General features: G+C 57.8%; 27 protein-coding genes and 1 tRNA gene. 18 read left to right on the top strand and 10 right to left on the bottom strand.

Features of this window, described 5'->3' with window-relative positions:
- Positions 1 to 3: 3 nt before the first annotated feature.
- Entirely contained in the window at positions 4 to 666 is a 663-nt protein-coding gene (locus ACR0AA_RS08645) for a hypothetical protein (protein WP_480755848.1), read from the bottom strand.
- Positions 667 to 810: 144 nt separating this feature from the next.
- Between ACR0AA_RS08645 and ACR0AA_RS08640 the strand changes: the two genes are divergently transcribed.
- Together ACR0AA_RS08640 and ACR0AA_RS08635 are read left to right on the top strand one after the other, a co-directional pair.
- Positions 811 to 1137 (top strand): antibiotic biosynthesis monooxygenase family protein, encoded by a 327-nt coding sequence (locus tag ACR0AA_RS08640; protein WP_239338784.1) that lies wholly within the window; start codon positions 811 to 813, stop codon positions 1135 to 1137.
- A 65-nt stretch (positions 1138 to 1202) separates the two neighbouring features.
- Positions 1203 to 1610 carry a universal stress protein gene (locus ACR0AA_RS08635; protein WP_480663965.1) on the top strand — a complete coding sequence of 136 codons (408 nt, stop codon included), beginning with the start codon at positions 1203 to 1205 and terminating at the stop codon, positions 1608 to 1610.
- Here ACR0AA_RS08635 and ACR0AA_RS08630 read toward each other — a convergent pair.
- Positions 1595 to 2098, bottom strand: a complete 504-nt coding sequence (locus ACR0AA_RS08630; protein ID WP_480755847.1) for a HugZ family pyridoxamine 5'-phosphate oxidase — start codon at positions 2096 to 2098, stop codon at positions 1595 to 1597. The genes ACR0AA_RS08635 and ACR0AA_RS08630 overlap by 16 nt on opposite strands.
- Before the next feature lie 250 nt (positions 2099 to 2348).
- Here ACR0AA_RS08630 and ACR0AA_RS08625 point away from each other — a divergent pair, with 250 nt between their 5' ends.
- Positions 2349 to 2642: an excalibur calcium-binding domain-containing protein gene (locus tag ACR0AA_RS08625; RefSeq protein ID WP_480663962.1), complete on the top strand. Its 294-nt coding sequence runs from the start codon at positions 2349 to 2351 to the stop codon at positions 2640 to 2642.
- Positions 2643 to 2712: 70 nt separating this feature from the next.
- A complete protein-coding gene (locus ACR0AA_RS08620) occupies positions 2713 to 3066 on the top strand; it encodes an MmcQ/YjbR family DNA-binding protein (RefSeq protein WP_480755846.1) in 354 nt (117 codons plus the stop codon).
- Here the strand turns inward: ACR0AA_RS08620 and ACR0AA_RS08615 are convergent.
- Entirely contained in the window at positions 3063 to 3770 is a 708-nt protein-coding gene (locus tag ACR0AA_RS08615; protein WP_480755845.1) for an ORF6N domain-containing protein, read from the bottom strand. The two genes, ACR0AA_RS08620 and ACR0AA_RS08615, sit on opposite strands and share 4 nt — an antisense overlap.
- A gap of 223 nt (positions 3771 to 3993) precedes the next feature.
- On the opposite strand from ACR0AA_RS08615, the gene ACR0AA_RS08610 reads away from it, so the two are divergent.
- Both ACR0AA_RS08610 and ACR0AA_RS08605 read left to right on the top strand, forming a co-directional pair.
- Positions 3994 to 4284, top strand: a complete 291-nt coding sequence (locus ACR0AA_RS08610) for a hypothetical protein (protein WP_480596449.1) — start codon at positions 3994 to 3996, stop codon at positions 4282 to 4284.
- 14 nt (positions 4285 to 4298) lie between these two features.
- Entirely contained in the window at positions 4299 to 4520 is a 222-nt protein-coding gene (locus ACR0AA_RS08605; protein WP_480663957.1) for a hypothetical protein, read from the top strand.
- A 486-nt stretch (positions 4521 to 5006) separates the two neighbouring features.
- Here ACR0AA_RS08605 and ACR0AA_RS08600 read toward each other — a convergent pair whose 3' ends face one another.
- The 4 genes from ACR0AA_RS08600 to ACR0AA_RS08585 form a co-directional block, all read right to left on the bottom strand.
- A complete protein-coding gene (locus ACR0AA_RS08600; protein ID WP_480755844.1) occupies positions 5007 to 5366 on the bottom strand; it encodes a type II toxin-antitoxin system death-on-curing family toxin in 360 nt (119 codons plus the stop codon).
- Complete coding sequence (locus tag ACR0AA_RS08595) at positions 5363 to 5548, bottom strand: hypothetical protein (RefSeq protein WP_480755843.1); 186 nt, start codon at positions 5546 to 5548, stop codon at positions 5363 to 5365. Before ACR0AA_RS08595 ends, ACR0AA_RS08600 begins: the two co-directional genes overlap by 4 nt.
- 48 nt (positions 5549 to 5596) lie before the next feature.
- On the bottom strand, positions 5597 to 7783 hold the full coding sequence (uvrB, locus tag ACR0AA_RS08590) for an excinuclease ABC subunit UvrB (protein ID WP_480663952.1): 2187 nt from the start codon (positions 7781 to 7783) through the stop codon (positions 5597 to 5599).
- An 80-nt stretch (positions 7784 to 7863) separates the two neighbouring features.
- Complete coding sequence (locus ACR0AA_RS08585; RefSeq protein WP_480663950.1) at positions 7864 to 8343, bottom strand: SRPBCC family protein; 480 nt, start codon at positions 8341 to 8343, stop codon at positions 7864 to 7866.
- A gap of 155 nt (positions 8344 to 8498) precedes the next feature.
- On the opposite strand from ACR0AA_RS08585, the gene ACR0AA_RS08580 reads away from it, so the two are divergent.
- The 11 genes from ACR0AA_RS08580 to iolB all read left to right on the top strand — a co-directional run bounded on the left by ACR0AA_RS08580 (position 8499) and on the right by iolB (position 18585).
- A complete protein-coding gene (locus ACR0AA_RS08580; RefSeq protein WP_480663948.1) occupies positions 8499 to 8810 on the top strand; it encodes an ETC complex I subunit in 312 nt (103 codons plus the stop codon).
- A complete protein-coding gene (locus tag ACR0AA_RS08575; RefSeq protein WP_480755842.1) occupies positions 8811 to 9287 on the top strand; it encodes a GNAT family N-acetyltransferase in 477 nt (158 codons plus the stop codon). It abuts the gene before it with no gap.
- A gap of 21 nt (positions 9288 to 9308) precedes the next feature.
- Positions 9309 to 9385: transfer RNA gene (locus ACR0AA_RS08570), tRNA-Arg, on the top strand.
- Positions 9386 to 9578: 193 nt separating this feature from the next.
- A complete protein-coding gene (iolG, locus tag ACR0AA_RS08565) occupies positions 9579 to 10592 on the top strand; it encodes an inositol 2-dehydrogenase (protein WP_480663936.1) in 1014 nt (337 codons plus the stop codon).
- A gap of 124 nt (positions 10593 to 10716) precedes the next feature.
- Positions 10717 to 11658, top strand: a complete 942-nt coding sequence (locus ACR0AA_RS08560; RefSeq protein ID WP_480663934.1) for a sugar ABC transporter substrate-binding protein — start codon at positions 10717 to 10719, stop codon at positions 11656 to 11658.
- An 81-nt stretch (positions 11659 to 11739) separates the two neighbouring features.
- A complete protein-coding gene (locus ACR0AA_RS08555; protein ID WP_480663933.1) occupies positions 11740 to 12864 on the top strand; it encodes an ABC transporter permease in 1125 nt (374 codons plus the stop codon).
- Position 12865: 1 nt separating this feature from the next.
- Positions 12866 to 13684 carry an ATP-binding cassette domain-containing protein gene (locus ACR0AA_RS08550; protein WP_209223955.1) on the top strand — a complete coding sequence of 273 codons (819 nt, stop codon included), beginning with the start codon at positions 12866 to 12868 and terminating at the stop codon, positions 13682 to 13684.
- A gap of 84 nt (positions 13685 to 13768) precedes the next feature.
- Complete coding sequence (gene iolD / locus ACR0AA_RS08545) at positions 13769 to 15601, top strand: 3D-(3,5/4)-trihydroxycyclohexane-1,2-dione acylhydrolase (decyclizing) (protein WP_480663930.1); 1833 nt, start codon at positions 13769 to 13771, stop codon at positions 15599 to 15601.
- Positions 15598 to 16497, top strand: a complete 900-nt coding sequence (iolE, locus tag ACR0AA_RS08540; RefSeq protein ID WP_480663928.1) for a myo-inosose-2 dehydratase — start codon at positions 15598 to 15600, stop codon at positions 16495 to 16497. The genes iolD and iolE overlap by 4 nt, the downstream gene beginning before the upstream one ends.
- Before the next feature lie 50 nt (positions 16498 to 16547).
- Positions 16548 to 17729 carry a phytanoyl-CoA dioxygenase family protein gene (locus ACR0AA_RS08535; protein ID WP_480663927.1) on the top strand — a complete coding sequence of 394 codons (1182 nt, stop codon included), beginning with the start codon at positions 16548 to 16550 and terminating at the stop codon, positions 17727 to 17729.
- Positions 17730 to 17778: 49 nt separating this feature from the next.
- The gene (gene iolB / locus ACR0AA_RS08530; RefSeq protein WP_480663925.1) at positions 17779 to 18585 is read left to right on the top strand and encodes a 5-deoxy-glucuronate isomerase; all 807 of its coding nucleotides are present in this window, start codon (positions 17779 to 17781) and stop codon (positions 18583 to 18585) included.
- Between the two features lie 25 nt (positions 18586 to 18610).
- Here iolB and ACR0AA_RS08525 read toward each other — a convergent pair whose 3' ends face one another.
- Genes ACR0AA_RS08525 through iolC form a run of 3 tightly spaced genes read right to left on the bottom strand, consistent with a single transcriptional unit; the run spans position 18611 to position 21273 of the window.
- Entirely contained in the window at positions 18611 to 19450 is an 840-nt protein-coding gene (locus ACR0AA_RS08525) for a class II fructose-bisphosphate aldolase (protein ID WP_480663923.1), read from the bottom strand.
- Complete coding sequence (locus ACR0AA_RS08520) at positions 19447 to 20283, bottom strand: 5-deoxy-glucuronate isomerase (RefSeq protein WP_480663921.1); 837 nt, start codon at positions 20281 to 20283, stop codon at positions 19447 to 19449. The genes ACR0AA_RS08525 and ACR0AA_RS08520 overlap by 4 nt, the downstream gene beginning before the upstream one ends.
- Before the next feature lie 9 nt (positions 20284 to 20292).
- The gene (iolC, locus tag ACR0AA_RS08515; protein ID WP_480663919.1) at positions 20293 to 21273 is read right to left on the bottom strand and encodes a 5-dehydro-2-deoxygluconokinase; all 981 of its coding nucleotides are present in this window, start codon (positions 21271 to 21273) and stop codon (positions 20293 to 20295) included.
- Between the two features lie 115 nt (positions 21274 to 21388).
- On the opposite strand from iolC, the gene ACR0AA_RS08510 reads away from it, so the two are divergent.
- Positions 21389 to 22492: a Gfo/Idh/MocA family protein gene (locus ACR0AA_RS08510; protein ID WP_480663917.1), complete on the top strand. Its 1104-nt coding sequence runs from the start codon at positions 21389 to 21391 to the stop codon at positions 22490 to 22492.
- Positions 22493 to 22524: the final 32 nt, after the last annotated feature.

Genomic DNA, 22524 nt, shown 5'->3' with positions numbered 1-22524 from the left:
GCTTCAGAAAGTGTTCCAGATTGCCAGTTTGATGCCCGTATTTTCGCGGGCGTCATTTCGTTCAAACCCAAGTATCCAGGTGGTCGGACTGTTTTTTGCGCGGATCATGACCGAAGGCCTGACCCTCCAGTGCAGCGGATGACCGGTCCGGTAGGCGGTTTCGATCTGCAGCAATGGGTTCACCAACCGCGCAGATGACAGGCCTGCGGTAATGTCCAGTTTGCGGTACAAGGCTTCGTGCGTTCGGTATTCCAACGCAGCGTCAACGGCGACCCAACCGTTGCCCCAACCGGTTTGAAACCCTTTGCCATACGACAATGTTGCTTTGTACAAAGCCCAAACGCGCATCTGACGGTGATGTGCTCCGACTGCCATTTCAGCCGCAAAGCGGCCTGCTCTTTTGAAATTGGCAATGGGTAGGCGGGCAAAGACCGTGGCATGCCCGTACAGGTCGCGATGTTCTTCGACATCCAGACCCAGAGTGATGTTTTCCCGAAGCCCCCATTCGGCGTACAGAGACGTTTTATAGTCGTAACCGTCGTCCTGTTCTTTGAAGGCCGTCAGGGAAGCCGCAACAAAAACAGTCCCCTTGTCCCGCAACCACGCACCGGGCCAGGCCGGAGAAGCCATCAAGAGCAAGAACAGAATGGTGAGAACCCGATGCATGGGCGCAGCATCCGTTAGCTTGGTTAACGGATCGTTAGGATTTTCCTCAATTCCTGTCGGAAACCTATGCCGCTGAGATGCAAAGGAAACGCAAGACCTTTTCAAAACCTATGTTAAGTTTGTAGCAGACAAAGGAGAATCCAGATGCCGAAGATCGCAAAGAATGCAAGCGTCCAGACAGTTATCACAACCTTTGAAATGACACCCGGCACCTGTCAGGACCTGCTGGAAGCGTTGACCGACGCCTATGCTGAGTTCATCTCGAAACAACCTGGCTTTGTTTCTGCCGGTCTGCATGTGAACGATGCTCAGACCCGGATCGCCAACTATTCGCAATGGCAGCGCCGCGAAGATTTCCTGGCCATGTTGCGCACCCCAGAAATGCGGGACCGCAACCGTCAGATCAACGAATTGTGCAAAAGCTTCGAGCCGGTGATGTACGATGTGGCCGAGACGTTTGGCGGGTCGTGATCTGGATCAAAGCCTAACGGCTTGTCTTAGTGCAATTTTATGACGTGAAAACGGAGGTGCGCGTCATGTATCACAACATTCTTGTCCCCATTTCCTTTGATGCCGAACGGGATATTTCAGGGCCTTTGAAACTGGCCGAGGTGCTCGCGACACCGGATGCGCAGGTCACGTTGCTGCACGTGGTCGAGCATATTCCGAACTACGCCATATCCTACATGCCGCCCGAGTATCTGACCGAAGCCCGTAAGGCGTTGCAGACCGAATTGGACAGCCTTGCTGAAAAACTGCCAAACGCCAGGGGTGTCGTGATCGAAGGGCATTCGGGCCGTACGATCCTCGATTGGGCGGAAGAGCACAAACCGGACCTGATCATCATGGCCTCTCACCGCCCGGGTATGCAGGATTTGTTGCTGGGATCCACAGCGAACCACGTGGTTCGCCATGCCGCCTGCGCAGTTCACGTCGTACGTTGATCTGGCCAGATATCGCTTGGGGCAAGGCGCCACGCCTTGCCAAAGCCGCCATTCAGAACGGCGTCGGAAACGGCAAAGGTGACGAACCCAAAATCGGTGAAATCCATGTACAGTTTGGCTTTGGGCCGGATGCTTAGGTAGCGTGTGCGTAGCGCATCATGGTCGTCAGTCCCCCGCGCTACAAATCGCGCGTCGGCATGCAGTGTCAGTCGGGGATGGGTTAACGGATCGCCCGCGCTGCCGGGCTCACCGATCAGTAGCGCACAGGCTGAATTGGCCTTTAGTGAGCGCGTGTGGTCGGCCAGGGTTGAGATCAACGTAACTGGCAGTCCACGTACGTCCGTCGCCAGGGCGATACGTGAAACCGAAGGCAGTGCCGTATCCGGGCGCAGAACAGCCATGGCTCCGTACGTTGCCCCTGCGATCAGGTCACGGGCCATTTCACGGGCGGTATCGTCAACGGGACGGTAAGGATCGGTCTTGGTCATTTCTAATATACCCTTCTGGGGCAGACACGACCGGACCCTAGCCATATGGCGGTCAATGCGCGAGCCCTCTCAATGTCAAACGCACAGTTTTTCAGGTCTCGGTTTCGCCACAAACCTCGTGTAAGTGGCTACCATGGCGTCCAAAGATCCTGAGACCACTGCCCAACGGAAAAGCAATAGAGCCGCGGCACGGCACCGGCGTGCCGATGCATTGCGCAAACGGGCATTGTCGCCCGTTCGGATAATTCTGATGGTCCTCATGCTGCCAATCTCAACCGCAGGAATCGCGGTCGGCGTCTATCTGCGCACATCTGAATTCAAACGCGAGGACGCCTTGTTGCACCTTGTGGCAATGGCCGGTTGCCAGGCGGCTGAATCCCTTGTGCCGGGACCGTATCGGGACGGTGAGCCGGGATATCACGCGCGCAACGACTCGGATGGTGATGGTGTGGCCTGCGGCATCCCTCCTCAAGTCGCAACACCGCAGCAGGCCGAGCCCCCGCGACAGCGGACGGTTGGAACAGCCAAATTCGTGCGGCCCTAAACTAAGTTGATGGCTATCATGGCACGTGCTGTGCTTGCCTAACTCTGCTCCGGTCGTCACAGTTACGTCCATGACACGTAATGAGTTCAACACATTCTGCGCCAACCTCACAGCCACGACCCATGTTGTCCAATGGGGCAATGCGGATGTGTGGAAAGTGGGTGGCAAAGTGTTCGCGATCTGTGGCTGGAACGATGGGAAGGATGCCTTCACCTTCAAGGCCACCGATCTGGCGTTTGAAGTCCTCAGCGATGAACCCGGTATCCGCCCAGCGCCCTATCTGGCCTCGCGGGGGATGAAGTGGCTGCAGGTCCATGAGAAACGCGGCATGTCCGACGCATCCCTGCGTGAACACATCGTGACATCCTATGATCTGGTCGTGGCCAAGCTGACCAAGAAAATGCGGGCGGAACTGGGCGTTTAACCTTTCATCGCCTGCAGCAATTCTAGCAGTTGTTTCCGGTCGCCGTCATCGGTGTAGTCACCGGTCGCCAGGCGTTCGGCGATACGCAGGCGCAAGCGTTCTTGTTGGGTGCGCACCTCTTCGCCTGCGGTTTCCGCCAGTGTTTTCATGATCATCGCCACGGCTTGCTGCCGTTTCGTGGTGGGGTTGGCGATGTAATCGACAAGGCTCTGTTGACCGGAATCGAGGATGTTTTCAGCCAGATCGCGCAATTGGTCCCCATTGGGCAGCAGCGGGGCAGGGGCGTCCTCAGGTGGCAGGATTTCCGGCACGCTGCGCGGGGTTTCAGCCAGAGCGTTTGCGCCGTCGACGAAGGCTTCGGTGATCATCCTTGTGATCTTGATGGCGCGCGGGTCCTTGAACAGGGCCGAGGCGATGGCCACACCGTAATCCGTATAGACCCACGGATTGACCCGCCGCCCGCCGCGACCCTTGGGTTTTGAGATCACATTCTGTGATTGCAAATCGGCGACTTCAGCATCGGTCAGCTGAAAGCGGTAGCCCTCGAACAGGTCCTTGTTGCGCGACACGGCCTGATTGAAGGCGCTGACGGACTTTCCATAAAACTGCGCCAGATCCTCGGCCAGCACCACGCGGATACCGCGCACCCTGTGGATGGCGCTTTGGACCTCATGTGTGCTGGGCAGGGTGTTCGGGTTCGTCATGGCAACCGTCTGGAATCACAATTTGTGATTTCAAAAGTGAAGCAGCGGGCGCTGGGCTGCAACCTTGAAGTGTCAGCCGCCCGGATGCGGTCAGGCGTCTAGTTGAAAACGCCCACAAATCCCTTGTGTCAATGCGAGATTTCGCGCTGTCATGCTAGGGTGCGCGCGGCGAGGCCGCTCCGGCCCGCTACATGGCAATTTCGCCAGACGAGGGAGGAAAGTGATGTTTGCGCGAATTACTCAATACAAAATGAAGCCCGGTACGCGGGAGGCGGCGACGGCGAAGATGAATGCATTGAAATCCGAAATCATGGGTATGCCCGGGATGCACTGCTTTACCAACGTGATGAACGAGGACGGTTCGGGCTATGTGATCTCAGTCGTCGAGAGCGAGGCAACCTCGAACGCAAACGCGCCCAAAGTGGCCGAACTGTGGGGCCATTTCGCCGAATTCATGGAAGGCCCGCCCTCACCGGTCGGATACGATGTGATTGCCCATTGGGATAAGGGGTAAAGGTTTGGGCGGGGATGGACCCGCCCTTTTCTTTGCAAAAGAAACTGCGCCAGATCCTCGGCCAGCACCACGCGGGTACCGAGCACCCTGTGAATGGCGCTTTGGACCTCATGCGTGCTGGGCAGGGTGTTGGGGTTCGTCATGGCAACCGTTTGGAATCACAATTTGTGATTTCAAACGTGAAGCAGAGGGCGCTGGGCTGCAAGTTTGAAGTGTGTGTGGCAAATACTTTGTGAAACTGGGATTTGGGATGGTTTCTCATTTCACCAGCACAGAGAAAAACCAATAAATCAAAGGTCATAAACCCCGATAGCGAGTTGCTGCAGCTTATCGAAAAGCAAGCCGTTTTAGCGCGCCTTCGTAAAGCTCAATGAGAATTTTCATGTCGTCAACGTCTTTGAAAAAAGACTGTGAATCAATTCCGTTCTCGGGCATCAGGCCAAGCGCTTCGCGAACGTGTCGAATTCTTCCTTTACCTACTTGCTTGGTCCAACCGGGAAACCCTAAGACGCAAGCACGTCGAATTTCTTTTGTTTTAACTTCCTTCCGAAAGAAGGTTCCGGGTCTTTGGGTTACCCATTCCCAACGCATAACGTTGATTTGGTTGTTGTTCGGATTCTCCAGCCAAGCGTCGTATCGTTTAAGTATCTTGTCCAACTCGCGGTAGGTGATGAGGTACTGTTGCCTATCGATTTTACGAGTATTTTGCCTTAACCAATGCGCTAGGAACCGTACTTCAGGATCGGCATCTTTTTTTGCAAATCCCGAAACCTTGGGAATTTAGTGAGCTTGCCGTTCGCAACGTTAACGGTCATGTCTTCCAGAGCTTTTTCAGAGACCGTGATGATCAACCCATTTTGGTACAAGTAGTGAACAGTGCTCAGATACGCGGTTCTCTTGTTGGCATCGTGGAATGGGTGGTTTTGAATGAGCCCATACAAAAGTGTCGCTGCCTTTTCAGGTATTGTGTTCCACTTCGTTTCACCATTGTAGCCGACGAATTGCCGGCTTAGGGCTGAGAGTAGAAGCCCTACGTCTTTGGGGCCGAAGCCACCTACGCCATCCCCTTCACCTTGTTTCAAAAAAAGTCGACAATCGAAAAATGGGATTTTAGAACATCCGATGCGCTTAAGTCCCCGGGGGAGATATTTTCTTCAAATTCAGATACTTCAGCCATTGCCCGATCAAACATAAAATGGAGGTCGGGTAGGAGTTCGTCTTTAAAATCCAACAAGTTTATCGTCTCTTTTTCTTGGACGGCCACTAATGAACTTCCTCTTAAGGTTGTCAATCCCCGTAAGGCAACACCAAGCTACCGCTTCCTCCTCTTCACATTCCCACCCCGCTGCCCCGGCCTGCCGGCCGTTGAGCGTCCGCGCGATTTCACCGCGTCTTCCGAGGCTTTCTCGACCGCCCATTGGCGCGCCATGGGGTCGTCGGCGATGGCCAGATCGACCGCTTCCAGACGTTTGATCTCATCGCGGATGTTGGCGGCCTCTTCGAATTCCAGATTCTCGGCGGCTTTGCGCATCTGATCGCGCAGACCGTCCAGATGGGCTTCGAGGTTCGCGCCGTGCATCGGTTTGTCGATGGTGGCGGTGACGCGGTTCATGTCGACGTCGCCTTCGTAGAGACCGGCCAGAACATCCTCGACATTCTTTTTCACCGTCGCAGGCGTGATGCCGTTCTCCTCGTTATAGGCGATCTGCCTTGCCCGGCGGCGGTTGGTTTCGTTCAGGGCGCGTTCCATAGAGCCGGTGATCTTGTCGGCATACATGATCACCCGGCCATCGGCGTTGCGCGCGGCGCGGCCGATGGTCTGGATCAGCGAGGTTTCCGAGCGCAGGAAGCCCTCTTTATCCGCGTCCAGAATGGCGACCAGTCCGCATTCGGGGATGTCGAGCCCCTCGCGCAGCAAGTTGATCCCGACCAGCACGTCGAAGGCCCCCAGCCGCAGGTCGCGCAGGATTTCGATCCGTTCCAGCGTGTCGATGTCCGAGTGCATGTAGCGGACCTTGATGCCCTGTTCGTGCAGGTATTCGGTCAGGTCTTCGGCCATGCGTTTAGTCAGCGTGGTGACCAGCGTACGATAGCCATCGGCGGCGACTTTGCGCACCTCGTCCAGCAGATCGTCCACCTGCATCGAAACGGGTCGGATTTCGACCTCGGGGTCCAAGAGGCCAGTGGGGCGGATCACCTGTTCGGTGAACACACCGCCGGTCTGCTCGATCTCCCACTTCGCCGGGGTGGCCGAGACAAAGACCGATTGCGGGCGCATGGCGTCCCATTCCTCGAACTTCAGGGGGCGGTTGTCCATGCAGGAGGGCAGGCGGAACCCGTGTTCGGCCAATGTGAATTTACGCCGATAGTCGCCCCGGTACATGCCGCCGATCTGGGGGACACTGACATGGGATTCGTCGGCAAAAACAATCGCATTGTCAGGGATGAATTCGAATAGGGTCGGGGGCGGTTCACCCGGAGCGCGCCCGGTCAGATAGCGCGAGTAGTTCTCGATCCCGTTGCAGACGCCGGTGGCCTCAAGCATCTCAAGGTCAAAGTTGGTGCGCTGTTCCAGACGTTGGGCCTCCAGTAGTTTGCCCTCGCCCACCAGTTGGTCCAGCCGGATACGCAGTTCCTTTTTGATGCCGATGATCGCTTGCTGCATCGTCGGTTTCGGCGTCACGTAGTGCGAGTTCGCGTAAACGCGCACCTGCTCCATCGTCGCGGCGCGTTCGCCCGTCAGTGGGTCGAACTCGGTGATCTGTTCCAGTTCTTCGCCGAAGAACGAGAATTTCCAGGCGCGATCCTCAAGGTGGGCGGGCCAGATTTCCAGGGAATCGCCCCGCACCCGGAACGACCCACGTTGAAACGCCTGATCGTTGCGCCGGTATTGCTGGGCGACCAGATCGGCCATCACCTGCCGCTGGTCGTATTCGTTGCCGACCTTCAGATCCTGGGTCATTGCCCCGTAGGTTTCGACCGAGCCGATACCGTAGATGCACGAGACCGAAGCCACGATGATCACGTCATCGCGTTCCAATAGTGCCCGCGTGGCCGAGTGGCGCATCCGGTCGATCTGTTCGTTGATCTGCGATTCTTTCTCGATATACGTGTCCGACCGCGGCACATAGGCCTCGGGCTGATAGTAGTCATAGTACGAGACGAAGTATTCGACCGAGTTTTCCGGGAAGAAGCCCTTGAACTCTCCATACAGCTGCGCCGCGAGTGTCTTGTTTGGCGCGAGGATGATGGCAGGGCGCTGGGTTTCCTCGATCACCTTAGCCATGGTGAATGTCTTACCCGTACCGGTCGCCCCCAGCAGAACCTGATCGCGCTCGCCGTCCAAAACCCCTCCGGCGAGTTCCTTGATCGCCGTGGGCTGGTCGCCTGCAGGGGCGAACTCAGTATGCATGACGAACTGCTTGCCGCCCTCGAGTTTCAGGCGCGCGCGGACGTCTTCGGCGGTCAGTTGGGTCTTGTCGGAATGGGCGTAGGGCATAGGCAGGCTCCGGGTCAGGCCCCTACATTTGTTCTTATTTTGTCCAACTGCAAGGGCTGATCCGATCTGGAGACTCAGTTTCAGTAGTAGGCAAACTGCATGTAAGGGATTTCATCCGCTTGCGCCTTTTCGGCGAGAGCTTTCAGGTTGCTATCCAGAACCCGGCCCATCATGGTTTTCACCAGGGTTTGCCCCATCATCCAGCCCAATGGACCGTACATAATCTGGCAATCCATGCTCCAGATCACACGCGAGCGATAGTCGGAAAGTGGCTCAATGGCGATCGCTGCGTATGCTTCAGTCAAAGGCATAGCCGACATCTCGGACAAGCGGACACGATAGCCTTTGCCAACATGCCAATCTGTGACTTCCTCAACCAAAGAGGTCCCGTTTTCAAAGTGGCAACGCCGCATTGACCCAATGCCGTTTTCCCCGTGCGTCAAGGCGTCTACGGAAACGACCTGAGGTGCAAACTCGTCGATATGCATGAACCGGCTCAGGATGGCCCACAGCGCGTCGGGCCGAGCGTCGATTTCCAAACTTCTTTCGTGGTGGATCATCGTCTTGTCCTCATTGTGGGGTCTCGCAATCTATAACCGGCCCTGATGACAGTTCCTGACATCAGGTGCGTGAACAGCCGCGACAATTGCCACCTTGTTCCGGATCGCGCTCTGACGCATAAACAATCCCATCAAAGTGAGTATGGAGAGGCGACATGCGCGCACGGATTTACCAGCCTGCAAGGAATGCGATGACTTCGGGGATGGGCAAGACCCGCAAGTGGGTTCTGGAATACGCACCCGCATCAGCGCGTGAGGTTGATCCGCTGATGGGCTGGACGTCTTCGTCGGATACACAGACTCAGGTGCGCCTGAAATTCGACACCAAAGAAGAGGCGCTGGACTATGCCAAGGACAATGGCATCGACGCTCAGGTCAGTGAGCCTCATAAGCGCAAACCCAATCTGCGCGCGCGTGGCTATGGCGAGAACTTTGCCACCGACCGGCGCGCGCCCTGGACGCACTGAATGATCGAAATCCGTGAGGCCGATCCGACCGCGGATGATTTGCGCCCGGTGGTCGAGGCGCATTTTGCCCATAGCGAAACGGCAGGACCTGCGGAAAGTAATCACACCATGGATGCCCATGCGCTGGCCGGAGACGGGATTCGGTTCTGGGCCATGTATGAAAGTGGGCAACCCATTGGGTGTGGGGCGTTGAAGGCTCTGCCCGATGGCACGGCCGAAGTGAAGTCCGTTCATATCCTGTCTGGGGCCCGGGGACGCGGGTTGGCGCAAGTGATGATGAACCATCTGACGGACGTCGCGCGCGCCGAGGGGGTATCAGCCCTGATTCTGGAAACGGGGGCAGAGCATCTGACCGAATACTCTGCCGCCCGTAAACTCTATGAGCGTCTGGGTTTTTCCTATTGCGGTCCGATATTCGGTTATGAAAGCGACCCGAACAGCGCCTTCATGCGCTTGGCACTTGAACCCCGGGAATAAAAACCGCAAGAAGGGCACAGCGGTCCCGTAGCTCAACTGGATAGAGCAGCTGACTTCTAATCAGCAGGTTGAGGGTTCGAGTCCTTCCGGGATCGCCATTGCCTGAAAAATTCACGCATTCCTTTGGTTTTGTTACGGCCAAGGTCCGTATCAGGTGCGCACCTGTGCGTTTGGCATCCCGAGGTAATCGGGGCGGTGACTCGCTAATTTTCCAACTTGGTGAAAAAATTCTTGCAACCGGTTGCAAAGCGAAACATTCTGCGCGGCAAAGAATGGATTCGGAGAAGCCGTATGCTCAAGATTGGACTACTGGGGGCCGGACGTATCGGTCGTGTGCATGCGCGTGCCATTTCAGAGCACTCCAAAAGCCAACTGGTCGCAGTTTCCGATGCCGTTTCAGAGGCTGCGGAAAGCCTGGCGGGTGAATACAACGCCGAAACGCGCGGTTCCGAGGACATCATAGCCGATTCCTCGATAGATGCGGTTCTGATCGCCACACCTACGGACACGCATTCTGACCTTATCGAGGCCGCGACTCGGGCCGGAAAGGCCGTTCTGTGTGAGAAACCTGTCGATCTGGACCTTGAACGGGCCATCGCCTGTCAGAAAGTCGCGTCGGACACGGGTCGGCCGGTCATGGTCGGGTTCAACCGCCGGTTCGACCCTAACTTTGCAGCGATGAAAGCATCCTTTAATGCCAATGAGATCGGCAAGGCTGAGTTGCTGTCGATCACGTCGTTTGACCCGGCGCCGCCTCCGGTCAGCTACGTCAAGGTCTCGGGCGGGTTGTTCCGGGATATGATGATCCATGACTTCGATATGGCGAACTATCTCATGGGGCAGTTGCCTACGGTGATTTCGGCAGTCGGAACCTCCGTTGTCGATCCTGAGATTGGTCAAGCTGGAGATGTCGATACGGCTGTTGTTACAATGACTTATGCGGATGGTCGGATCGCGGTCATCAAGAACTCTCGACGGGCAGTTTACGGATATGATCAGCGCGTCGAACTGTTGGGGTCAGAGGGACTGCTCCAGGCGCATAACGTTCTGGAAAACTCGGTTGTTAAGTCCACGGCCGACGGTGTTGTTGGTGCCAAGCCGACCTATTTCTTCCTGGAGCGCTACATGAATGCCTATCGGGCGGAATGGAGTGCATTTGTTGACGCTGTCGAGTCCGGTTCAGACATGCCGGTCACTCTGGAAGACGGTGTTGCCGCGCTGGCGATGGCCGAGGCTGCGACCCGGTCATCGCAATCCGGAAGGCCGGTCATATTGGATGAAGTTTTGAAACCGGTTGCAAAATGATCGGATTTCCGGAAACTAATGAAAGCCCCGGTTTACCTAGGGGCAGAGGAGATTCGGCCCGAGCCGAATGACTGGGGCTGACGCCCAGACAATACGATTGACAGTTCTATTGGGAGGAATGGAAATGAAAACGTTCGTTAAAGGGGTTCTGATGGCCAGCGCCGTCGCGTTCGCCGGCGCCACTGGCGCGGCAGCAGAAGGCGAAAAGTATATTCTGATCAGCCACGCTCCGGACAGCGACAGCTGGTGGAATACCATCAAAAACGGCATCGCGTTGGCGGGTGATCAGATGGGCGTTGAGGTCGAATACCGCAACCCGCCGACCGGGGATCTTGCCGACATGGCGCGGATCATTGATCAGGCTGCAGCTTCGGGGCCAAACGGCATCATCACAACTTTGGCCGACCCGGACATTCTGGAAGGCCCGATCAAGGCGGCCGTGGACTCTGGGATCGACGTCATCATCATGAACACCGGCACACCGGAAAAGGCGCGTGAAGTTGGCGCGCTGATGTATGTGGGTCAGCCGGAATATGACGCCGGGTTCGCAGCGGGTCAGCGCGCCAAGGATGACGGCATCGGGTCATTCTTGTGCGTGAACCACTATATCGTGCAGCCGTCCAGCCAGGAGCGTTGCCAGGGTTTTGCAGACGGTCTGGGTGTCGAACTGGGTGAACAGATGATCGACGCAGGTCAGGACCCGGCGGAGATCAAGAACCGTGTTCTGGCCTACCTGTCGGCCAACCCTGAAACCGACGCCGTTCTGACGCTTGGCCCAACCTCGGCCGACCCGACCATTCTGGCGCTGGAAGAAAACGGCATGGCCGGTGACATCTATTTTGGCACATTCGACCTGGGTGGCGAGATCGTCAAAGGCATCAAAAGCGGCGTGATCCAGTGGGGCATCGACCAGCAGCCCTTCCTGCAGGCCTACCTGCCGGTCGTGGTGATGGCCAACTACCACCGGTATGGCGTTCTGCCGGGCAACAACATCAACTCGGGCCCCGGTTTCGTGACCGCAGACGGGTTGGAAAAGATCGAAGAATTCGCGGGCGAATACCGCTGATCTTCATAACGGTGCGGACGCCCTGCATGCGTCCGCACCCCCTGATTTAAGCATTCAGAAGTACGCGCGAAGGAGGCAACAATGGCTGAGTCAGCGCAAACCGCAAGTGGCGGCGACGAGCGGATCAAAGAGATCTCACCCCTGCGCCGAGCCCTGATCCGCCCGGAATTGGGCGGCATGGTAGGCACGGTGGCAGTCTTCACGTTTTTCCTGCTGTTTGCCTTTGACAGCGGCATGTTCACCGCACAGGGCGTGATGAACTGGTCCGTGGTTTCCGCACAGTTCATGATCATCGCCGTTGGTGCGTGCTTGCTGATGATCGCAGGCGAGTTCGACTTGTCCGTTGGTTCGATGATCGGCTTTGCCGGCATGATGATCGCAATCTTTTCGGTCACGCTCAGCTGGCCGGTCTGGATGGCCATCATCGTAACCTTTGCACTTTGCGTCTCGATCGGGGCGGTCAACGGGTACATCGTCGTGCGCACTGGCCTGCCCAGCTTTATCGTGACGTTGGCTTTCCTGTTCATTCTGCGCGGCTTCACCATTTACCTGCCCCAGACGATCGAGCGGAAAACCATCATCGGCGGCATCCGCGATGTGGCCGAGGGCGACTGGCTGGCGTCGGTTTTCGGCGGCAAGGTTGGGCAGGGCTTTTTCGTCTGGCTCGGTGACAACGGCCTGATTGAAACATTCGAACGCGGCACGCGCGAGGGCCAACCTGTGGTCGACGGGATTCCGATGCTGCTGATCTGGGCGTTGTTGATTATCATCTTTGGCCATGTGCTGCTGACCAAAACCAAGTTCGGTAACTGGATCTTTGCCTCGGGCGGAGACGCCGAGGCCGCAAGGAACTCAGGTGTTCCTGTGAACCGGGTCAAAATCCTGATGTTCATGTTCACGGCCTTCTGCGCAACGGTTTTCGCCACCTGTCAGGTGATGGAGTTTGGCTCGGCCGGTGCGGATCGCGGTCTGCTGAAAGAGTTTGAGGCCATCATTGCCGTGGTGATCGGTGGCGCGTTGCTGACCGGCGGGTATGGTTCGGTGCTGGGTGCGGCCCTCGGGGCGCTGATCTTTGGTGTGGTGCAGCAGGGGCTGTTCTTCGCCGGCGTCGAAAGCTCTCTGTTCCGGGTGTTCCTCGGCGTGATCCTGCTGGGTGCTGTGATCCTGAACACCTACATCCGTCGCATCATCACAGGAGAACGCTGAGATGACCGAAGATACAAAATTCCATCATGGCGATGCTCAGAATCAGAAGCCGATCATTCAAATGATCGACATCCAAAAGCACTTTGGCTCGGTGATCGCTCTGGCAGGGGTCAGCTTTGATCTGAAACCGGGGGAGTGTCACTGCCTGCTGGGCGACAATGGTGCAGGCAAATCGACTTTCATCAAGACCATGTCAGGGGTGCATAAGCCGACTTCGGGTGAGATCATATTCGAAGACAAACCGATGCATTTCGAGGACCCGCGCGATGCCATCGAAGCCGGTATCGCGACGGTGCACCAGCACTTGGCGATGATCCCGCTGATGAGTGTCAGCCGGAACTTCTTTATGGGCAATGAACCCACGCGCAAAGTCGCCGGGATCAACTTCTTCGACAAGAAACTGGCCGACGAAATCACCATGGAAGAGATGCGCAAGATGGGCATCAACCTGCGTGGGCCGGATCAGGCCGTGGGGACCTTGTCCGGTGGTGAGCGTCAGACGGTTGCGATTGCACGTGCGGTGCATTTCGGCGCCAAAATCCTGATCCTGGACGAGCCGACTTCGGCGCTGGGTGTGCGTCAGACATCGAACGTTCTGGCGACCATCGACAAGGTGCGCAGTCAGGGTGTGGGCGTGGTATTCATCAGTCACAACGTACGCCACGCACTGGCTGTCGGCGATCGCTTTACCGTGTTGAACCGGGGCCAGACGCTGGGCACGGCCAAACGCGGCGAAATCTCGCCCGAGGAACTGCAGGATCTGATGGCAGGTGGTCAGGAACTGGCCGAGCTGGAAGGGTCTTTGGGCGGCACGGTCTGACGCGTTCCCGCGCGGACCGGACATATTGAAGAAACTGTAATTCAACCGACTGGCCGGGGTGGCCTTAAGTTGAAAGGGATCACAATGGGCAAGACTATCAGACTGACCGCAGCGCAAGCTCTGGTCCGCTATCTGGGCGCGCAGATGAATGAGGCCGGAGAGCCCTTTATCGCAGGTGTCTGGGCTATTTTTGGTCACGGCAACGTGGCTGGGCTGGGCGAGGCGCTGCACGCGGTCAAGGACAGCCTGCCGACGTACCGTGGCCACAATGAACAGACCATGGCGCATTCTGCCATCGCCTATGCCAAGCAAATGCAACGCACGCGGGCTATGGCTGTAACTTCGTCCATCGGGCCGGGTGCGACCAATATGGTGACGGCGGCCGCTCTGGCGCATGTGAACCGGTTGCCGGTTTTGATCATTCCTGGGGATGTTTTTGCGACGCGTGGGCCTGATCCTGTGCTGCAACAAATCGAGAGCTTTGGCGATGGAACGGTCAGCGCCAACGATTGTTTCAAGCCCGTCAGCCGGTACTTCGATCGTATTTCGCGGCCCGAACACCTGTTAACCGCGTTGCCGCGCGCGTTCCGCACCATGACGGACCCGGCTGATTGCGGGCCGGCGACTTTAGCCTTTTGTCAGGACGTACAGGCCGAGGCCTATGACTATCCTGAAAGCTTCTTTGAGCCGCGTGTCTGGTATCAGCGCCGTATCCGTCCGGATGAGGGCGAGTTGGCCCGTGCCGTGGCGGCCATCAAGGCGGCAAAGCGCCCGGTCATCGTGGCCGGGGGCGGGGTGCATTACTCGGGCGCAACCGACGCGCTGCAGAGTTTCGTGGAAACGCACAATATTCCGATTACCGAGACACAGGCGGGCAAATCCGCGCTGGCATGGGATCATCCGCTGAACCTTGGACCCGTCGGCGTGACCGGTGGCGAACCGGCCAACTCGGTCTGTGCCGAAGCGGATCTGGTGCTGGCCATTGGCTCGCGCTTGCAGGATTTCACCACCGGGTCTTGGGGGCTGTTTTCCAACCCGGAACGCGAGATGATCTGCCTGAATACGGCTGCCTATGACGCGGAAAAACACGGCGCGATGCCACTGCAGTCAGATGCCCGCGTTGGGCTGGAGGAGCTGGGAGCGGCCTTGCAGGGATACCGCGCCGATCCTTTTGCAGATACGACCAAAGCGGATTGGTTCGGCAAGGTCGACAAGTTGACCGATGCCCCCGGCGACGGGAACGCATTGCCGACAGATATGCAGGTTGTTGGTGCAGTTCAGCGTGCTTCGAACAATGACACTGTCGTCATGTGCGCGGCGGGCACCATGCCCGGAGAGCTGCACAAGCTGTGGAAAGCCCCGCGTCCCGGCGCCTATCACATGGAGTACGGCTTTAGCTGTATGGGCTATGAAATTGCCGGCGCTATGGGCATCAAGATGGCGCAGCCGGATCGCGATGTGATCTGTTTTACCGGCGACGGCACCTATATGATGGCGAACTCGGAAATGGCGACGGCGGCGATGATGGGCATCTCGTTCACCGTGGTTATCACCGATAACCGGGGCTTTGGCTGCATCAACCGTCTTCAGATGGGCACCGGCGGAGCCGAGTTTAACAACCTGCTGGATCATGCCGTGCATGAGAACCCCTCGGCCATCGATTTTGCGGCCCACGCTGCGGCGATGGGTGCGACCTCGGTCAAGGTCAGCTCGATTGCCGAACTCGAAGATGCGCTTTCTAAACGTGGCGATGTCAAAGGGCCTTATGTGGTGGTCATCGACACCGATCCGTACCCCTCGACCGAATACGGAGGTACGTGGTGGGAAGTGGCCGTTCCGGAAGTCAGCATCCGCCCCGAAGTGAACGAAAAACGCGCAGCCTATGAGCTGGCGATTAAGGAAAGAAACACGAAATGAGCGTGAAAATCGGGATTTCTCCGATCGCCTGGCAGAATGATGATCTGCCGGATCTGACGGCTGCTTACACCATGGAACAGGCGCTGAAAGAGGCGCGTGAGATCGGTTACGTAGGTGTCGAGCGGGGGCAGCGTATGCCCAGCGATACTGAAGGGTTGCGCGCCTATCTGGAAGGCAATGATATCGCGCTGTGCGGTGGGTGGTGCTCGGGCGCGTCGCTGGTCAACGACTTCGCCACAGAACGCGAAGCGGTGCGTGAGCAGGTTGAGCAGTTCGTGGCACTGAATAGTCCCTGCATCGTCTATGCCGAATGTTCGAATACCGTTCAGGGGCAGGCCGGTACTCCGGTCAACAACCGCCCCAAACTGTCCAGGGACGAGATCTTGGCCTATGCCGCCAAGATTACCGAGTTGGCCAAATGGATGGGTGATCAGGGTATGACAATGGCCTACCACCACCACATGGGCACGATCATCGAAACCGAAGATGACGTGAACTGGGTGATGGAAGGATCAGGCTCCGAGGTAAAGCTGTGCTTTGACACCGGCCACCTGCTGTTTGGCGGCGGCGATGTCATGGCGACCCTGAACCGTTGGGGGGACCGGGTGCATCATGTTCATTTCAAGGACATCCGTCCGACGGTCGTACGGGATGTGCGCGAAAACGACCTCAGTTTTCTGGACGCCGTCGTCGCAGGTGCGTTCACAGTTCCGGGTGATGGTTGCATCGACTTTCAGGCGGTAGCGAATGCCCTGAAATCCATGGATTACGACGGCTGGATCGTCGTCGAGGCCGAGCAGGACCCCGCCAAGGCGCCGCCCCACGAGTATTCTAAGAAGGGTTACGAGCATATCCTCGACGTCTGCGCAAAAGCAGGATTGGAGGTCCAAGCGTAACATCCAGCCCTGCGGGGCAACACCGAAGCCATGAAAATAGGAGACGTATCATGGTAAGTCAGGAACTAGATTTCGTCGGTTATTTCGACCGGGAATCCTGTGATCTGGATGAATTCAAGGTGTTGACCTCGCAGAGCCTGGTAACCGAGGCGGTGCCACATGCCGCCGCAATTAAGAAGAATGTCCCGATTTACGACATGCACGCGTTGCGCCCCGCGCTGGAGGATGCAGGCTCGCGCAGAGTTCTGTTGGCGGAGTGGGGCCGTGTTCTGGGCAAATCGGCCGGAGTAATCGCGCTAAAGGGAGCGTTCGCAGATACATCCGTAATCGACCGTGCAAGCGATGTTTTTCGCCAGATCATCGTAGAGGAACGTCAAAGCGGCGCCGGGGAAGGTGATCACTTTGCTGCCTCTGGTGCGAACGACCGGATCTGGAATGCGCTGCAAAAGCAGTGCCTACGCGACCCCGAAGGTTTCGCGCTCTATTTCGGGAACACCGCGATCGCGGCGGCGTGTGAGGCGTGGCTGGGGCCAAATTATCAGGTCACCGCTCAGATTAATCAGGTGCGTCCGGGCGGTAAAGCGCAACAGGCGCATAGGGATTACCATCTGGGGTTTCAGAGCGCGGACAGGGCAGCGCTTTATCCTGCGCGGGCTCATCTGGTTACGGCATCACTGACGCTGCAAGGCGCCGTTGCCCATTGTGACATGCCGGTGGAAAGCGGTCCAACCAAGCTGTTGCCGTTTTCCCAATTGTATCCGCCGGGCTACCTTGCGTTCCACGACGAGAGCCATCGGGTCCATTTCGAAGAAAACTGCATTCAGTTGCCGCTGGATAAGGGAGATGCCGTTTTTTTCAACCCCGCGCTATTTCACGCAGCGGGGGAAAACCGCAGCGTCGATATCGACCGGATGGCCAACCTGTTGCAAATCTCATCCGCTTTTGGACGCGCGATGGAAGCCGTTGATCGGCGATCTATGTCCGAGGCGGTCTTCCCCTCGCTTGTCGCGTTGAAACAGCGTGGTGAACTGGCTGGAGCCGAGCTGGACGCAGCCATTGCCGCCACGGCAGAGGGTTACCCCTTCCCGACCAATCTGGATACAGATCCTCCGATCAATGGCAACGCTCCGGAAAGTCAGGCTGATATTCTGCGTCGGGCCGTTTCCGAAGGCTGGACCGAGGTGCGGTTGTCCGAGGCGCTCTCGGACCTGCGAACAAGGCAAGCTGCCTGAATTCAAGACCCGGTGGGCCATTCAGGCCCGCCCAATAAGGAGAATGCACATGGCAGACCTGCTGAAAAAACCGTTCGGAACCCGGGGCAAGGTGCACGACATTACACCGGCCAGCGCCGGCTGGCGCTATGTCGGCTTCGGTCTTTACCACCTGAAGCCGGGGGACACAGCCAGTGAGGTAACCGGTGATCGTGAGGTCATCCTGGTCATGGTCGAGGGTAAGGCCAGGATCACCGGAGCAGGGCAGGATTGGGGCGTTCTGGGTGACCGGATGAATGTGTTCGAGAAGACGCCGCCGCATTGCCTGTACTTTCCGAATGGCACCGACTGGACGGCCGTGGCCGAAACCGATTGTGTGATCGCCGTGTGTTCAGCGCCGGGCAAAGGTGGTCACGAGGCGCGCCGGATCGGGCCGGAAGGTATAACCCTGACCGAGCGGGGAAAGGGCGTGAATACGCGCTACATCAACAACATTGCGATGGAAGCCGAGGACTACGCCGACAGTTTGCTCGTGACCGAAGTCTTTACGCCGAACGGTCACTGGTCGTCCTACCCAAGCCACCGCCATGACGAGGACGACTATCCCCGGATCACCTATCTGGAAGAGACCTATTACCACCGTCTGAACCCGGCCAACGGTTTTGGCATTCAGCGGGTCTACACTGATGATGGCCAACTGGATGAAACCATGGCTGTTTCGGACGGAGACGTCGTGACTGTCCCGCGCGGCCATCACCCTTGCGGTGCGCCTTACGGGTTCGAAATGTACTATCTGAACGTCATGGCCGGACCGCTGCGGAAATGGCGGTTCGTCCCGGCCCCCGAAGTCGAATGGATTATGGAGCGGGACGGATAGTCGAAACCGATCCCGCCCCAAGGATTTACCCTTGCGGCGGGGCTCCAAAGGCGCGGATCACCATGCGGGCTGCGGCCTCAACCGGGTCATGGGTTTCTTTCAGGATCGTCACGCGATCGAACCGTTCCGGATCTCGGTTGACCGCCTCGCGCAGGGCATTGCCAAACGCCATACGCAACTCAGTTCCGATGTTGAACTTGCAGATCGATGTTTCGCGCGCCAACCGGCTACGTTGTTCTACCGGCACGCCAGACCCGCCGTGAATGACCAGCGGCACATCGGTCGCGGCGTCGATTTCTGCAATGCGAGCCTCGTCCAGCCCGCCCTCTTTGTTTTGCTGTAGGTGGACGTTGCCGACCGAGATGGCCATTGCGTCCACGCCGCTTTCACGGGCGAACTTTGCGGCCTCGGACGGATCGGTCCCGTTCGACCCTTCACCGCCGGAATAGCCCACGAACCCGATCTCGCCTTCGCAGGATATACCGGCCGCATGTGCCATTTCGGCAATGGCGGCGGTTTCGTCGATATTCTGTTGCAGGGGCTTGCGCGAGCCGTCGAACATCAGCGATGTGAACCCGCTGTCCAGCGCGATCTTGCAGTCCTCGAACGTGTAACCGTGGTCCAGATGGGCCGCGACCGGAACCGAGGCGTTCTCGGCCAGGTGGCGAAACATCTTACCCAGAATGGGCAGCGGAGTATGCTCGCGGCAGCTTGGGCCTGCCTGCAGGATCACTGGTGCGTTTTCAGCCTCGGCTGCGGCCACATAGGCTCGCATGTCTTCCCACCCAAGGGTGACGAGGCCCCCGACGGCGTAGCCTTGTTCGTATGCCGGGGTCAGAACGTCTCTGAGAGTGACTAGGGTCATTTGAACTTGGCAATCATGTCTTTGATGCCCGGGATCGTTTCGACCTGATAGGCATGGGTGGGCTGGAAAAACTGGACCAGAGAGCGCTGCGTCAGGCCGCCGAGGATGGTGAAATAATACATCTCGTACCCCGGCAACACGCAGCAGGGGTGGTATCCCTTGTCGATGCAGATCGTTGAGCCGTCGACGATGTGATACGCATCGCCTGGCTCGTTGTCCTCGCGCTGCAGCATCTGCAGGCCGGACCCCCAGTTGGGTTTGAAGCGGAAGTTATAGGTCTCGTCGTGCCGGGTTTCGTCCGGCAGACGGTCGGTGTCGTGCTTATGGCTAGGGAAGCCGGACCAACCGCCCTGACCAACGGTGAACAGCTCACTGACCAGCAGGCGACCGACCTTGTCGTGCTGTTTCTGGCCGAGGATGTGCTTGATCTTGCGATGAGTTTTGGTGTCGTCGCTGCCGTATTGAACCAAATCATGTTCACGCACGTCGAACGGATCCAGCACCTTGTCGTGCTTGGCGCCCGCAATGAAAACTTCGGTTTCATCTGACACGCAGACCAGTTGGACCTTGGCACCGACCGGCACGTAAACACCTTCCGGGTCGCCGTCCCAAACGTCTTCGCCCCGGTTGCCCAATTTGGCAAAGTGTACCCCTTCGACGTCAACATCGACGCTGCCGGTGGCGGGAACGATGCAGGTCTCATAACCCGGCACCTGATACTCGAACGCTTCGCCGTTTTTCAGTTTGACGATGTTGAAATAGTTCAGCGGCACCGTGGGATCGTCCGCATCGACGATGGGTTTGTTCTGATTGTCATAGGGTGCGATATGCATGGGAGTCTCCTATGTCGTAGGGCCGGGATGGGAGGCGAGAAACGCGTCCAGTTCCGGTATTGTTGGCATGGCCGGGGCACACCCGGGTTTTGATACGACAATTGATGCGCAGGCCGAGCCGCGCATGACGGCGTCTTTGAGCTGGCTGCCCGCGGCGATTGAGGCCAGCAGGCCAGCCATAAAGCTGTCGCCAGCACCATTGGGTTTGACGGCGGTAACCGGATAGATGCCGGTTTCGATTTCCTGTCCGTCCACCAACGTGACTGCGCCTTTTTCGCCCATCTTGTAGATGACGATACGCCCCGGTTTTGCTGCCAGTTCCTTTGCCTTGTCCAAGCCCTTTTCGATGCCTCCGGCCATAAATCCGAACTCTTCGTCATTGCCGACGATCAGGTCGCTGGCCTCGCCCGCACGCGATAGAACCTCTGCTGCGACTTCGGGTGATGGCCAGCTGTAGGGGCGGTAGTCGATGTCGAATATGATCGGCAAGCCTGCCTTGCGGGCGTTGTCGAATGCGCGAAACGTGGCGCTGCGCGACGGTTCCGAGGCGAACACTGTTCCGGCCGAGATCACCGCCGAGAACTTGTCGTAGTCGACCTTATCCATATCGCCCTCGGTCACCTGAAAGTCGACGGCACCGTTGCGATAGATAACATTCTGGAAATTCTCGATCCGGCTTTCATAGACGGCAAGTGACATACGGTATTCGCCACCGACGACCCGGATGTAAGAGGTGTCGACGCCGTAATGCGCCAGCTTGTTCATGCAGAACCGGCCTACGGCGTCATCTGAGACCGAAGTGATCAGCGACGCCTGGCTGCCCAGTTTGACCAACCCGGCGCAGATATTCGCAGACGATCCACCCAGATCGGCGTGGAACGTGTCGGCGTCTTCGCTTTTGACGCCAACAGGGTCTGCGTACACGTCCATGCCCGCACGGCCAAAGACCGCAAACCGGTTTCCTTTGATACCGTCTATCAAAGCGCTCACGTCGTCACCTCCGGCAAAAAGGGGCTGGCAAGGATCGTTGGTCCTTGCGTTGAATCGATTCACACGATACTGATTTTGCAACCGGTTGCAAATACATTGTTCGGAGCCGTGACAGATGCCTGAAATCGGAATTGGAATCGTTGGTGGCGGCTATATGGGCAAGGCTCATTCGGTCGCGATGTCTGCCGTCGGCGCGGTGTTCAATACTGCGTTGCGACCGCGTCTTGAGATGATCTGTGCGTCCAGCCCGGAAAGCGCCGAGCGGTATCGCGCGGCTTATGGTTTCCGACGCGCGACCGAGGATTGGCGCGTGCTGGTCAACGACCCGGCGGTCGAGGCTGTGGTGATTGCCTCGCCACAAACAACGCATCGACAGATCGCAGAGGTGGCGTTTGCGCTAGGCAAACCAGTCCTGTGTGAAAAGCCGCTTGGTTCGTCGCTGGAGGACGGTCAGGCCATGGTTGCAGCGGCTGAGGCGGCCGGTGTCACCAACATGGTCGGGTTCAACTATGTGCGTACCCCGGCGACCCAGTTCGCGCGCCAGCTGATTGCGCAGGGTGAGCTGGGGGACATAACCTGGTTCCGCGGCGAGCATACCGAGGATTTCTATGCAGACCCTGAGGCTCCGGCCACATGGCGCACAACCGGAATGGCCAACGGTACGATTGGCGATCTGGCTCCGCATATGGTCAATGGCGCCATGGCTCTGATCGGGCCGATTGTCGAGGTTATGGCCGAAGTGGAAACCGTTCACCACGAGCGTCCCGGCGGCCCGGTGACCAATGATGACCACGCCCAGATCATGTGCCGCTTCGCCAGTGGCGCGATGGGAAACATTTACGTCAGCCGGATATCGACGGGCCGAAAGATGGGCTATGCCTATGAAATATCAGGTACAAAAGGCGCCATCCGGTTCGATCAGGAAGATCAGAATGCCCTGTGGCTCTATCGTTGCGAAGGGCCTGAGGCGGAAAGAGGCTTTACCAAGATCCTGACGGGTCCGGCCCATCCGGATTATGAGCCGTTCTGCCAGGGACCCGGACATGGGACCGGATATCAGGACCAGATCATCATTGAGGCCAAGGACTTCCTTGAAGCCATCCATACCGGAAAAGCGATCTGGCCCACATTCCGCGACGGGCATGAGGTCAACTGCGTGCTAGCTGCGGCTTTGAAGTCGTCAGAGCAACGCCAGTGGCAACAGGTCAGCGGGCTCTGAACACTGAAAAACGAATACACCTAAGAGAGACG

This window comes from Ruegeria sp. CE8 (assembly GCF_056537465.1).
This window is presented reverse-complemented; position numbering and strand designations above follow the sequence as displayed.